14 protein-coding genes are annotated in these 12,231 nt (G+C 71.6%); 6 read left to right on the top strand and 8 right to left on the bottom strand.

The window, feature by feature from the left end; all coding sequences use genetic code 11:
* The first annotated feature begins 450 nt into the window (after positions 1 to 450).
* Entirely contained in the window at positions 451 to 1,605 is a 1,155-nt protein-coding gene (locus KUM39_RS20370) for a ferritin-like domain-containing protein (protein WP_217787161.1), read from the top strand.
* 122 nt (positions 1,606 to 1,727) lie between these two features.
* Here the strand turns inward: KUM39_RS20370 and KUM39_RS20365 are convergent, their stop codons facing one another.
* The 4 genes from KUM39_RS20365 to nicT all read right to left on the bottom strand — a co-directional run bounded on the left by KUM39_RS20365 (position 1,728) and on the right by nicT (position 5,961).
* Positions 1,728 to 2,384 (bottom strand): DUF5134 domain-containing protein, encoded by a 657-nt coding sequence (locus tag KUM39_RS20365; protein ID WP_217787160.1) that lies wholly within the window; start codon positions 2,382 to 2,384, stop codon positions 1,728 to 1,730.
* Positions 2,381 to 3,871: a PepSY-associated TM helix domain-containing protein gene (locus KUM39_RS20360; RefSeq protein ID WP_217787159.1), complete on the bottom strand. Its 1,491-nt coding sequence runs from the start codon at positions 3,869 to 3,871 to the stop codon at positions 2,381 to 2,383. The genes KUM39_RS20365 and KUM39_RS20360 overlap by 4 nt, the downstream gene beginning before the upstream one ends.
* 242 nt (positions 3,872 to 4,113) lie before the next feature.
* Positions 4,114 to 4,761 (bottom strand): superoxide dismutase, encoded by a 648-nt coding sequence (locus KUM39_RS20355; RefSeq protein ID WP_217787158.1) that lies wholly within the window; start codon positions 4,759 to 4,761, stop codon positions 4,114 to 4,116.
* 123 nt (positions 4,762 to 4,884) lie between these two features.
* Positions 4,885 to 5,961, bottom strand: a complete 1,077-nt coding sequence (nicT, locus tag KUM39_RS20350; RefSeq protein ID WP_217787203.1) for a Nickel transporter NicT — start codon at positions 5,959 to 5,961, stop codon at positions 4,885 to 4,887.
* Positions 5,962 to 6,189: 228 nt separating this feature from the next.
* Here nicT and tsaD point away from each other — a divergent pair, with 228 nt between their 5' ends.
* From tsaD to KUM39_RS20325, 5 genes are all read left to right on the top strand, one after another.
* Positions 6,190 to 7,242 (top strand): tRNA (adenosine(37)-N6)-threonylcarbamoyltransferase complex transferase subunit TsaD, encoded by a 1,053-nt coding sequence (gene tsaD, locus KUM39_RS20345; RefSeq protein ID WP_217787157.1) that lies wholly within the window; start codon positions 6,190 to 6,192, stop codon positions 7,240 to 7,242.
* Entirely contained in the window at positions 7,239 to 7,814 is a 576-nt protein-coding gene (locus tag KUM39_RS20340; protein WP_217787156.1) for a GNAT family N-acetyltransferase, read from the top strand. The genes tsaD and KUM39_RS20340 overlap by 4 nt, the downstream gene beginning before the upstream one ends.
* Positions 7,815 to 7,832: 18 nt before the next feature.
* Positions 7,833 to 8,348, top strand: coding sequence for an MreC domain-containing protein (locus tag KUM39_RS20335; protein WP_217787155.1), 516 nt, complete (start codon positions 7,833 to 7,835; stop codon positions 8,346 to 8,348).
* Positions 8,349 to 8,432: 84 nt separating this feature from the next.
* Complete coding sequence (locus tag KUM39_RS20330; protein WP_217787154.1) at positions 8,433 to 8,774, top strand: GNAT family N-acetyltransferase; 342 nt, start codon at positions 8,433 to 8,435, stop codon at positions 8,772 to 8,774.
* A gap of 121 nt (positions 8,775 to 8,895) precedes the next feature.
* A complete protein-coding gene (locus KUM39_RS20325; RefSeq protein ID WP_217787153.1) occupies positions 8,896 to 9,228 on the top strand; it encodes an antibiotic biosynthesis monooxygenase family protein in 333 nt (110 codons plus the stop codon).
* Between the two features lie 549 nt (positions 9,229 to 9,777).
* Here the strand turns inward: KUM39_RS20325 and KUM39_RS20320 are convergent.
* The 4 genes from KUM39_RS20320 to KUM39_RS28605 form a co-directional block, all read right to left on the bottom strand.
* The gene (locus KUM39_RS20320; protein WP_217787152.1) at positions 9,778 to 10,293 is read right to left on the bottom strand and encodes a carbohydrate kinase family protein; all 516 of its coding nucleotides are present in this window, start codon (positions 10,291 to 10,293) and stop codon (positions 9,778 to 9,780) included.
* A 25-nt stretch (positions 10,294 to 10,318) separates the two neighbouring features.
* The gene (locus KUM39_RS20315; RefSeq protein ID WP_217787151.1) at positions 10,319 to 10,681 is read right to left on the bottom strand and encodes a hypothetical protein; all 363 of its coding nucleotides are present in this window, start codon (positions 10,679 to 10,681) and stop codon (positions 10,319 to 10,321) included.
* Entirely contained in the window at positions 10,678 to 11,334 is a 657-nt protein-coding gene (locus KUM39_RS20310) for an RNA polymerase sigma factor (protein WP_217787150.1), read from the bottom strand. The genes KUM39_RS20315 and KUM39_RS20310 overlap by 4 nt, the downstream gene beginning before the upstream one ends.
* Positions 11,335 to 11,400: 66 nt before the next feature.
* Positions 11,401 to 11,961 (bottom strand): hypothetical protein, encoded by a 561-nt coding sequence (locus tag KUM39_RS28605; RefSeq protein ID WP_217787149.1) that lies wholly within the window; start codon positions 11,959 to 11,961, stop codon positions 11,401 to 11,403.
* Positions 11,962 to 12,231: the final 270 nt, after the last annotated feature.

The following is a 12,231-nucleotide window of genomic DNA, read 5'->3' as shown; positions in this document are numbered from 1 at the left end:
ATCCGTCGTGCGGGCGAGGGCGGTCGGCACCCTGCCGCTTCAGTGGTCGGACCGGCGGAGAGCCTGGTTCCGGAACTCAATCGTGAGGTGTGTCACCCTCGCCCGAGCGCCACGTAACGGTCCCCGGCCCGGCACGACGGTATCGACGCCGATGGCCCGCGAGGTCGGGGCATGCGCGCCGACGCGCCCCGCCGCCGACCGTGTTCCGTCCACTCCCGGCGCAGTGCACGGGCCCCGGGCATCCCGCCCGCAGCACGTGCCCGTCGTACGCGGGACCGGCCGTTCGTACGTAGTCGCGGCGGGAGGCCGTCCGGTTCCCGGCCGCGGGCCGGTGGCCTGACAGGGCGGGACGCGGGCCGTGGCCGCCCGTCCGCGGCCGGACACCGCTGCTAGCTTCACGGATCTGTCGCGAGGACGACGCCGGGATCACCGGCGGATACGGAGGCACGGGTGGCGTGGTCGAACGGTTCTTCCGAGGAGGCGTCGGGCGACTCCGTCCGGCGGCGCAGTCTGCTGGCGTCCGCCGCGCTGGCGGCGGGCGCGCCCCTCGCTCTCACCGCATGCTCGCCCGGAGAGGGACAACGGGGGACGCCCGCCCGACCCGCCCCGCCGCTCGGGGCCGTGGCGCGCCTGGTGGCGGTTCCGGAGAGAGACCGCGACACCGACTGGCTCAGAGCGGCCCTGCAGGTGGCCGTAGAGATCGAGTTCGCGACCATCCCTCCGTATTTGTGCGGCTGGTGGTCGGTGAGGAACCGCAAGAGCGATGCCGCCCGGCTGATCCGGCGCATCGTCTCCGACGAGATGTATCACCTGGGCGTCGTCTGCAACCTGCTCGTGGGGCTCGGTGGCCGGCCGAGGGTCAGGGAGTCGGCCCCCGTCTATCCGGGGCCGCTGCCTGGCGGAGTCCATCCGGGTGTCGAGGTGTATTTGTCGGGGCTCACCAAGGGGCTCGTACGGGACGTGATGATGGCCATCGAGGCACCCGCCGTGCCCCTGACCGACAGCGCGCCCGACCGGCTGAGCATCGGTCACTTCTACGACGAGGTGCTCGCCGCCTTCCGCGCGGTCGCCCCGGACCTGTCCGTGGAGCGGCAGTTGCGCGAGCGTATCGGCGAGGACACCCTCCGGCCCGTCCGAACGCTGGAGGACGTGGAGAGGTCCATCGAGATCATCAAGGACCAGGGCGAGGGCACCTCACTCGCGCCGGACGACGGACTCGGCGACGGCCACGTGGCGCACTACTACGCCTTCGCGGAGATCCACCACGGACGCCGGATCCGTCAGTCCGGAGGCACCTGGCAGTTCACGGGCCCGCCGGTACCGTTCCCCGACACCCGGCCCATGTCGAAGGTTCCGGCGGGCGGCTGGGACCGTCCGCCCGCCGAGGTACGCCGACTGCTGGACGACTTCGACGGCACCTACACCACGGTCCTGGAGGCCCTGGACACGGCCTGGGCCGAGGGCGACCCGGAGGCGCTGCGAACCGCCGTGCAGCGTATGCGCAGGTTGGAGACCCCGGCCGTGGCCCTGATGGAGATTCCGATCGCCGGTACGGCGGAGACCTACGGCCCTTGCTTCCGCGTCCGTCCGGACCGTCTGCCCTGACAACCCGGCGTGCCGCGGAGAACCTGAGCCTCCCCTGGGCCGGTCCGTGTCGCGTCAGGTCCGGGCCGGGTCCACGCCGGATCCTGCCCGGTGCGGACCCGGCCCACGACAGACCCCTCCGGTCACACGAGCAGCAGGAACATCACTCCCATGCCGACAGCCATCGCCGCGTGGCAGGCGGGTTCGCGCGCCCCGGGCCGGATGCCCGCCACCGCGGCGGTACCCTGCGCGGCCACGGGGGTGGCCAGTCGCGCCTGGTCGAACGCCTGGGCCAGCCAGCGCAGGCCGACCCCCACGAGGAAGAACGCGAGCAGGCCCGCGATCCACCGGTCGCCGGTTCCGGACAGGGTCATGGCGCTGAGCGCGCCGGCTCCGGACATGTCCATGCCGGGCATGTCGTGACCGGGACCGCCCGCTCCGGACGCCATCGCGGAGCCGTCCATCACGGCGACCATCCAGACCATGCCCGCCATCATCACGATGTGCGGTACCGCCCGCAGCAGGGCGGCCGGGCGGGTCATGCCGTCGGGGCGTGTCAGAGCCGCGATCACGAACCACACGGCCCCGGCGGAGAACACGAGGATCTGCGGACCCACGAGGAGACCGGAGCCGCCGGGCCACGACATGGCGGCCATCGCCATGCCCATGACGGCGTGGAATCCGTGCGTCACCCGGCTGTTGAGGGGGCGGCCCGGTGCCGCGACCAGCCAGAGCGCGTAGAGGGCGGGGAGGACGAACAACGCCGTGAGAATCAGTCTGAGTCCGGTCGCGTCGATCACGCGGTCACCTCCGTGTGTCCGTCGCGGTGCCGACGGCGGGCGCCGACGACCAGGTCGATGAGGATGAAGGCCAGCAGCGGCAGACCGAACAGCGGTACGTAGTAGCCGATCACGGCGACGAGCAGCGCGGCGGGGGCGAGGAACCAGCCCGGCAGCCGACGCCAGCCGCCGCGCGCGGGCGCGCGGCCGAGCGCCGGCCCCGCGGTGCGGGTGGGGCGGCGCAGCCACCACATCCGGTATCCCCAGAGGGTCATGGCGATGAGGGCTATGGCGAGCAGCGCGAGCACGATCTGGTTGGCGAGTCCGAACAGCAGGCCCATGTGGGCGTCGATGCCCCAGTTGGTCATCTTCGCCAGCAGGGGGTAGTCGGCCCAGTTCGTACGGGCGGTGATCTTGCCGGTGGCGGGATCGACGGCGACGGAGTCGTGCCGCTCCGGCCAACTGCGGGTGTTCTCCTTGACCACGTAGGTGGCCTGGTCCTTGCCCGGCGGTACGACGTTGAGGACGCCGCGCAGCCCGGCGGCGTGCGCGGAGGCCACGACCGTGTCGATGCCGACATCCGTCGCGCCGCCGGCCCCGGTCGCGGTGGTGTGTCCCGGAAGCGTCGTGGACAGGGTCGGGGTGGGCCCGGACAGCGCCGACTGGATCTTGCCGATGCTCTCACCCGCGTGCACCGACCAGGTCATGCCCGTCGCCGAGAGGCCCAGCAGGCCGACGGAGGCCCACACCCCGGCCGTCGCGTGCCAGGACATCGTGCGCCGACGGCCCTTGGCACCGCCCCGCGGAACGAACACCTGGCGCATCCGCTCACGTGAACGGGGCGCCGTCAGCCACAGGGCGAGTCCGCCCAGGACCTCCACCCACAGCCAGCTCGCGGCCAGTTCGCTGTAGTTGCGCCCGACCTCTCCGAGGTTGAGGTGCCGGTGGAGTCCGTCCACCCAGGCGCGTACGGGGAGCCACCACCCGGCGAAGGTCCGTTCCTGCCCGAGCACTTCGCCGGTGTAGGGGTTCACGAAGGCGGTCTGCGTGTAGTTCTCGGGCAGACCCGGCTTGTCGAACACGACGCGTGTGCTGTCCGTGCGGCCGGTTGCCGGTGTCACCGAGAAGAGAGTGCCCTCGGGTACCGCCGCGCGAGCCGCGGCCACCTGCGCGGACAGCGGACGCGGTTCTCCCCGCGGGGTCACCGTCAACTCGTGGTGGTAGACGACGGCCTCGATCTGCGGGGTCGCCGTGTAGAGCAGTCCCGTGACGGCGGCGACGAGCATGAACGGGCCGACGAGGATGCCCGCGTAGAAGTGGAGGCGGAGCAGCAGGGGGCGCAGCCCGCTCCAGGAGGCACGGGGGCTCCCGCCCACCGCTGTCCGGCCGGTCCCCGAGGTCCTCTGAGGGGGGAGGTCCGTGCCATCGCCCGCGGACGGATCTGGACGGGGTGCCCCCTCCGGTATGCCCGCGGGCGCGGGAGTCTGTGTCGTACGGCTTTCCGCCATGACCGGCCCTTCTGCAACGGAGTCTCGTGTACCGCTCCAGGCGGTCCGTCGTAGGGGTCGTGCGGCCGTGGGGCCGAGTTCCCGTGACCGGAGTGAGCGTGGTCACGTCGGAGAGATGCCGTGCCCCCGGGGCCCAGGGGTGCGGAGGCCGCCCCGGGGAAAGAGCCCCGGAGCGGCCTCCATTCGCCCGCCGGTGAAGGGTGAGAAGACGATCACAGGCAGGGGTATGAGTGACCGTCAGGTCACGGGCGGAGCAGCAGGCTGTCGCCGCGCTCCTTGGCGGCGGCGTAACGCTTGGCCACGTCCTGCCAGTTGACGACGGCCCACATGGCGTCGATGAAGTCCACCTTCTGGTTCTTGTACTGCAGGTAGAAGGCGTGCTCCCAGGCGTCGAAGACCAGGACGGGGGTGGAGCCCTGGCCGACGTTGCCCTGGTGGTCGTAGATCTGCTCCACGACGAGGCGTCCGCTGAGCGGCTCGTAGGCGAGGACGCCCCAGCCGGAGCCCTGGGTGGTGGCCGCGGCCTTGGTGAGCTGGGCCTTGAAGCCGGCGAAGGAACCGAAGGACTCGGTGATCGCGTCGGCGAGGTCACCGACACCGTCCTGGGCCAGGGGCTCGCCGCCGCCGTCCTTCGGGCCGGTCATGTTCTGCCAGTAGATGCTGTGCAGGATGTGGCCCGACAGGTGGAAGGCGAGGTTCTTCTCCAGGCCGTTGATGGAGCCCCACGAGTCCTTGTCCCGCGCCTCGGCGAGCTGCTCGATGGTGTCGTTCGCACCCTTCACGTATGCCGCGTGGTGCTTGTCGTGGTGCAGCTCGATGATCTCGGGGCTGATCACCGGGGCGAGGGCAGAGTAGTCGTACGGGAGCTCGGGGAGCGTGTAAAGCGCCATGTCCAACGTCCTCCGACGTTATTGCCAATGGTATGCAAGTGCACGCTAACAGTAGTAACTACATGTTGCGATCAGACGCTGGTCCCAGGTCGATGTGTCGGGGAGTGCTTCCCGCCCTTTCGGCTACTCCGGTCGCTCGGCGCTCTGAACGGCAAGCCCGGCGGTCCACTTCTCCTCGATCCGCCCCACCTTCCACACCAGGAGCGCAATGGCCCAGGTGGCGAAGAACAGGCCGACGATGACGTAGCCGACGATGTTGAGGTCGAGGCCGCCGACCCAGTCCCAGAAGGCGCCGTGCAGACCTGCCTTCTCCGCGACCAGGCCGAGCAGTTCGACCGTGCCGATGATCAGGGCGACGGCGACGGAGAGGCCGGTGATGGTGAGGTTGTAGTAGACCTTGCGAACCGGCTTGGAGAACGCCCAGCCGTAGGCGAAGTTCATGAACGAGCCGTCGATGGTGTCCAGCAGGGACATGCCCGCCGCGAACAGCACGGGCAGGCACAGGATGGCGTACCAGGGCAGCCCGGAGGCGGCGCCGGAACCGGCGAGGACGAGCAGGGCGATCTCGGTGGCGGTGTCGAAGCCGAGGCCGAACAGGACACCGAGCGGGTACATCTGCCAGGGCTTGGTGATCGACTTCATCACCCGGCCGAGCAGGCGGTTCATGAAGCCGCGGTGGTTGAGCTGTTCCTCCAGCGCGGCCTCGTCGAACCGGCCGGACCGCATTTCGCGGAACACCTTCCAGATTCCGGCCATGATCACCAGATTGATGATCGCGATGACGTAGAGGAAGGTGCCCGAGACGGTCGTGCCGATCCAGCCGGTGATGCCGTGCAGCTCGGAGTCGTCGTTCTCCACCGGGCCGGCCAGCGACTTGACGCCGAGCGAGAGCAGGAACGCCAGCGCGAAGACGATCGTGGAGTGGCCGAGGGAGAACCAGAAGCCGACCGACATGGGCCGCTGCCCCTCGTTCATCAGCTTGCGGGTCGTGTTGTCGATCGCGGCGATGTGGTCGGCGTCGAATGCGTGCCGCATGCCGAGGGTGTACGCGGTCACACCGATCCCGATGCCGAACGTCTTGGTGCCCAGGCTGTAGTGCTCGGGAGCGACGATCGCGACCAGGGTGAACCAGCCGATCACATGCAGGGCCAGGATGAAGGCGGCCATACCGAACACCCGCGCCCATTCCCTCCGGTTCATGGACATGCGTGCACCACGCCGGGGAGTGCCGGTGGCCGATCCGCCGGACGGTGGCGGGGGAGTGGTGGTCATGGGGAGGTGCGCCTCTTCTCTGCACGGACAGCCGTTGCGGCCGCGCCCCCCCAGGCTTCTGGCCTCTCTTTCGATGTGAGCGGGGCCCTGGGCCCCGGGGGGCGTCCTTATTGCATACTCTATGCAATAGCATAGAGAGTGCAGAAAGGTGTGAGTGTGGCCTCACCGATCGTGCTGGGCATCGAATCGTCGTGCGACGAGACGGGTGCGGGAGTCGTCCAGGACGGGCGACTGCTCGGCCACGCCGTGGCGTCGAGCATGGACGAACACGCGCGGTACGGCGGGGTGGTCCCGGAGATCGCCTCGCGGGCCCATCTGCACTCCCTCCGCCCCGTGATCGCCGCGGCCCTCGACGAGGCGGGCCTCGGCCTGGCGGACATCGGAGCGGTCGCCGTCACCACGGGCCCCGGCCTGTCGGGCGCGCTCCAGGTGGGTCTGGCCGGTGCCAAGGGCGTCGCGTACGCACTGGGTGTGCCGTTGTACGGCGTGCACCATCTCGCCGGGCACGTCGCCGCCGACACCCTGGAACACGGACCGCTCCCCGATCCCTGCATGGTGCTGATCGTCTCCGGCGGCCACACCTCATTGCTTCTGGTGCGAGACCTCGCCCGTGACCGGATCACGCACCTGGGCGACACGCTCGACGACGCGGCGGGTGAGTGCTTCGACAAGGTCGCGCGTGTCTTTGGTCTGCCCTACCCCGGCGGTCCCGCCATCGACCGCGCCGCACGCGAGGGCGATCCCCGCGCGGTCGCCTTCCCGCGCCCGCTGCCGGGCTCGTACGACTTCTCGTTCTCCGGACTGAAGACCGCCGCCGCGCGCTGGGCCGAAAGCCACGCGGGACGGTGCCTCCCCGTCGCGGACGGCGCGGCCTCCCTCCAAGAGGCAGTCGCCGACGTGCTGACCCGCAAAGCGGTCGCGGCCTGCGACGAGTTCGGCGTCGGAACGCTGGTCGTGGTCGGAGGCGTCGCCGCGAACTCACGGGTGAGGGCGCTCGCCGAGGAACGTTGCCGGGCGGCCGGGATCGAACTGCGGGTCCCGCCCCTGAAACTCTGCACCGACAACGGCGCGATGATCGCCGCCGTCGGTGACCTCCTCGTGCGCGCGGGCGCCGAGCCCGCCCCCCTCGGCATCTCCGTCGATCCGTCCGCGCCCCTGGAGTACGCGGTGCTCCACCCGGCGGCCGTGACGGCGGGCGCGCCGCGATGACCACGACGACCGTACGGCTGCTGAGCGGCGCCGAACTCGTCGTGCACCGAGCCGAGTTGCGGCGCGTGTACGCGGACGCCTTCCGGGCTCCACCGTGGTACGAGGACGAGGCTGGAGTGGACCGGTTCGCCGCCCGGTTGGACGCGGACGTCCACCGGCCCGGATTCGTCGCCGCTCTCGCTCTCGACGGTCCGCGGGCCGTGGGCTTCGCCACCGCCTGGACCACGCCCTCTCCCTTCCCCGTCGACCGGTGCCATCCCCAGGCGGCTGCGGCACTGGGCTCCGCACGCACCGCGGAATGGCTCAGTGGGGCGCGCGAGGTGGACGAGATCGCCGTCCGCCCGGACGCACAGGGCTCGGGGGTGGGCGCCTGCCTGCTGCGAGCGGTGACCGAGAGCGCCGATGACGGACGCTGCTGGCTGCTCACCTCGCTGCGGTCCGCGCGGTCCATCGCCTTCTATCACCGACAGGGCTGGGCACAGGCCACCCACCCCGCTCCCGAGGGACGCGGAGTCGTTGTGTTCCTCGGCCCCCGCCACCCCGCCCACGCACTGGCAGTCCAGTCCCTGTGACCGCTTCCGGAGTCCTGCATGCGCACCGCCGAGATCCGCCGCCGCTTCCTCGACCTCTTCGGCGCCCGTGCGGCGCGTGCCCGGAGCCGTATTACGTCCGCTGCTCCACCCTCGGCCACGCGGGCGGCTCGGCTGTGCACGAAGACCGGTACGCGGAGTTCTGGAACCTGGTCCTCATGCAGTACGGACGCGGTGAGGACCCGGCATGTCCGGCTGTGGGAATGCGCATCGGCCACCCGTCTCGCCGAGCAATCGAATTCGCTGCGCGAGGAGTTGGAAGATCGTCTGTCCGAGATGCTGAACCGGCTGAAGGCGGCCGAACGCGAGAACCAGCGCCTCCTCCTGCCGGTCAACTCGGCGCAGGTGTCCGTGCTGGCCGTCGCCACCGATGCCACGAGAGTGCCGGCCACCGAGGTTCGCGACGCCAGCCCGCCATCCGGTCCGGTGACGTCGCGGTCACCGGTGACCGCGGTCAACGAGGCGGGACGAGCCGCCGCGCTCGCCGCTCTCCCCTCCCTGCTCACCGGCTCCTGAACTCCGGACCGTGCAGCCCGCCGACTCGCCGTACCCGCCGACAGAAAGTGACCCCCATGATCGAGGTACGCGAAGCCCGCCCCGGTGACGGCCTCGACCATTCTGCTGGCGCTGAGGAACGGCCGCCCACTCGCGCTGTCCGTCTTCGCCCCGTCGTCCACACGCGACGGCCTCGCGGAGATCCGCAGCTTCTACGGTCACCCCGACGGATGGGGCTCCGGCATCGCCACGGTCCTGATGACCCGGACACTCCACCGGCTCCGCGCCGACCGGCACAGCAGGGTCCACCTGTGGACCCTGCGCGACACCCCGCAGTCGCACCGTTTCTACACGAAGGCGGGGTTCACCGAGAGCGGTACGGTCCGCACCCACGATTTCGGCGACGGTCGTCCGCTGCCGCAGATCGAATACGAGCGACCGTGCTGAGAAGTTCTCCCGCCCGGCCGCGCTCGTGGTACGGCACAGCGGGGGACAACGTGCCGACCGAACGAGCGAATACGGGCACCGCCGAGCGATCCCCCCATTCAGTAAGGGGAGCCATAAGCCCATGACCGTTACCGCATTCATCGACACCACACGGCCCGTGGCGACGCTCATCAACGTCTTCACAGTCGCCGCCGATCGCCAGGACGAACTCGTGGCGCTGCTCGCCCGCGCCACCGAGGAGACGATGAAGCACCAACCTGGCTTCATCTGCGCCAACTTCCACGCCTCCCTCGACGGAGAACGCGTCATCAACTACGCCCAGTGGGAGACGGAAGAACACTACCGAGCGATGCTCGGCAACCCCGAGGCCCGCGTCCACATGGACCAGGCGGCCAAGATCGCCACAGACGTACAACCACGCCTTTTCCGAGTGAGGTCCACGCATTCCGTGTAGCTCTGGGGAGGGCGGCTTGGGCGACATTCCGGCCTTCGGCGTACGGGCTTCCCCACCGTGCCGGACTGTCGGGACATGTCCGGTGGGCGCGCCCGGTCGCGCCCACCGTCCGGTCCTGGCGGACCTGGCTTGAGGCAGTGCCGCTTCTCATGAAGATGATCCGCCAGGAGTTCAGATCCACTCCGTTCATTTCCGCCACGGCTGTCAGGTAGAGGAAAACGTCGGCCAGTTCCTCTCCTATGTCGAGGGGGCGCCCTTGCGCTCGACTACGCACTCGGCCAGATCCAGGGCCTCGCGCCAGGTGATGCGAGACGCGCCCCGGAGGAGCGGTCCTCAGACCAGCTCCCTGATGAAGCAGCGGTCCAGAAGTACGGGGATGCCGGTGGCGGCGGCGTTGTTCCTCGTCGGTGTCGCAGAAGGGGAGGAAGACCCGGTCGGCGCCGATTTTCGCCGCGAGCTGTCCGGCGAGCGTGGCGGCCAGGGCGCGGTCGTGCGCGGCGAACCGGCGGTGGGCAACGTAGACGGACGTCGGCAGAAGCCCCGGTGTGGTCAGGCGCGGCGTTGCGCGGGGACGGGAAGAGGGGGTGCGCAGACGCGGCGGGCGGCTGCTGTCGTCGCCCGGTCGAGCGCCTGTGCGGGTGGGACGCCCTTCGAGCGCAGTGCGAGGAACGTGCCGGTGAGGGTGTCGCCGACCCCGGTCGCCTCGTTCGGCGGGTTGGTCGGCGGGACCGCTGAGGCGGCCTGTTCGCCGGACATCCAGAGCTGGGCGGCGCGCGGGCCGTCGGTGACCACGATCTCGGGCAGCGCGGCCACGCCGGTGACCGACTGCAGGACGCGGTGTCCGGCCGCGTTCACCAACACCGTGCTCGCCCGGCAGAGCCAGGGGGCGGCGGCGCGCATCATGTCGGGCGCGCTCGGCAGGAAGAAGTCGATGCGGAACGCGGCCCCGTCGTGTGCGAGCCGTTCGAGGACGGCACGGACGTCGAGGGGGCGGCAGCAGATGTGGGTCCGTCCGTACGTGCCTCGCCCGTTCGGTGCCGTGAGCGGAGCCCCGCCCCGCCTCACCGGCCCCCGACAGGCCCCCTCCGCCTCACCGACTCGGCGAGTTCGGCGCCGCCGCGCCCCCCGACGCCTCCGAGGACGGCGCGGCGCGGGACGGCATCGCTCCTGTGGGCGTCGGGGTCGGGGTGGGGTGGCCGGGGCGGGCCGGTTCGGCGGGGTGGGACGGGGCGCCTCGTACGCCGAGGAAGACCAGGGCCGCAGCGGCGGCCAGCGCGAGGAGGCCGAGGGCGACCCGGCGGACCAGGACCGGCCGGAGCGCGGGGCCGCCGGTCGGCGGGCGCAGCGGGCGCAGGTCGGCCGGGCGGACCGACTCCGCCCGCGCGGCCAGCGCGGCGCGCAGCCGCTCCTCGACGGGCGCGGTCTCCGCCGCTCCGTATGTCGTCTCGTTCACCGCAGACCCTCCAGACGTCTGCCGAGGGCGCTCAGGGCCCGGCTCGCGGTCGATTTCACGGCGCCCCGCGACAGCCCGAGCGTCGCCGCGATCTCGGCCTCGGTCAGGTGGGACCAGTAGCGCAGCACCAGCACCTCGCGCTGCCGCCCGGTCAGCCCGCGCAGCGCCTGGAGCACCTCCCGGTGGTCCTCGTGCAGCACGGCGTACTCCTCGGGCGCGGGCGCGTGCTGCTCTCGCTCGGGGACGTACGCGCGTGCCGTACGACGGCGCCGCAGCACCGAGCGCGCCGAGTTCACCACGCTCGTCCGCAGATACGCCTCCGGTTCGTCCAGCGACTCCAGCCGGTGCCCGTGGCGCCGGAACAGAGCCGTGAACGCGTCCTGCACGACATCCTCGGCGGTCTGTACGTCGTCCACCAGCAGCACCGCGAGCCGCACCAGGGGCAGCCTGCGGTGGTGGTACAACTCCTCGATGCCGAGGGGGCGTTCGGGCTGCCGCGTATCGCTTCCCGGTGTCGTACGGGACTGTCGGTCGGGCTCGGCCGCGGCACCCGCCGCCGCCCGCAGGCGGGCGAGCAGGCGCGCACCGAGCGACCGGGTGCGGGTCGGCCGCTCCCAGGGGAGGGCGACCGCCGGAGGTGTCGCTGTCGTCATGTTTCTCCTGGCCGTCGAACGGGGAGAGCCGCCGTCATCGACGGCTCTCCCCGCAGACAGGGTGCCTCAGCCCTGACGGGGCGCGGGCGCGGGGGCAGGGGCGGGGGCAGCGGTGTGGCCGCCCTGGTGTCCGGGCGAGGCGGGTGCGGGGGCGGTGTGGCCGTGGCCCTTCGCGGGAGCCGGGGCGGCGTGACCGTGGCCCTGTGCGGGCGCGGGTGCGGGGGCGGTGTGGCCGTGGCCCTTCGTGGGAGCCGGGGCCGCGTGACCGTGGCCCTGTGCGGGCGCGGGTGCGGGGGCGGTGTGGCCGTGGCCCTTCGTGGGAGCCGGGGCCGCGTGGCCGTGGCCCTGTGCGGGCGCGGGCGCAGGGGCGGCGTGGTTGTGGCCCTGCGCGGGTGCGGGTGCGGCGTGGCCGTTGCCCCGTCCGGGCGCCGGGGCCGCGTGGCCGCTGTCGCCCGCCGGGGCCGACACCTTGCCTCCGTGGGACCCGGCCGGGGCGGGCGCCGGGGTCGCGGCCTGGGCGCTCAGCGCACCGCCGACGGTCAGCGCGGCGCCCACGGCGGAGGCTCCGAGGGCGACGGTCAGGGCGCGCATGCGGGAGTCGCGGGGAATCAGACGGTGCTTGGGCATCGGTTCCTCTGGGTGTTTGAGGACGGCGTGTCGCCGTCGGACGGTGATCGGCGATCGCTGATCACCGATCTGTCGTGCGGGGTGGAGGCCCTCCACCCCGACAGACGTGCCGGCCCCACCGGGGTTGCACCCCCGCCGCGACTTTTTTTTCCTACGACCCGCGCGCGACCGTCCGCATACCCCCCGCCGCCCCCCTCCCCCCCTCCTTCCTCGCCACCCCCGCCCCCCGCAGCCCCCCCCCCCCCTCCCCTTCCCCCCCGCTCTCCGGGT

The organism is Streptomyces corallincola, from assembly GCF_019104725.1.
Classification (GTDB): domain Bacteria; phylum Actinomycetota; class Actinomycetes; order Streptomycetales; family Streptomycetaceae; genus Streptomyces; species Streptomyces corallincola.
The sequence above is the reverse complement of the archived record's forward strand: the minus strand, read 5'-3'. Positions and strand labels throughout refer to the sequence as shown.

Coding starts and splice junctions, on each gene's coding strand:
- KUM39_RS20360 (WP_217787159.1), bottom strand. CDS start 3,871: ATGGCGGAAAGCCGTACGACACAGACTCCCGCGCCCGCGGGCATACCG.
- KUM39_RS20355 (WP_217787158.1), bottom strand. CDS start 4,761: ATGGCGCTTTACACGCTCCCCGAGCTCCCGTACGACTACTCTGCCCTC.
- nicT (WP_217787203.1), bottom strand. CDS start 5,961: ATGAACCGGAGGGAATGGGCGCGGGTGTTCGGTATGGCCGCCTTCATC.
- KUM39_RS20340 (WP_217787156.1), top strand. CDS start 7,239: ATGACCACGACGACCGTACGGCTGCTGAGCGGCGCCGAACTCGTCGTG.
- KUM39_RS20335 (WP_217787155.1), top strand. CDS start 7,833: ATGCGCACCGCCGAGATCCGCCGCCGCTTCCTCGACCTCTTCGGCGCC.
- KUM39_RS20325 (WP_217787153.1), top strand. CDS start 8,896: ATGACCGTTACCGCATTCATCGACACCACACGGCCCGTGGCGACGCTC.
- KUM39_RS20310 (WP_217787150.1), bottom strand. CDS start 11,334: ATGACGACAGCGACACCTCCGGCGGTCGCCCTCCCCTGGGAGCGGCCG.
- KUM39_RS28605 (WP_217787149.1), bottom strand. CDS start 11,961: ATGCCCAAGCACCGTCTGATTCCCCGCGACTCCCGCATGCGCGCCCTG.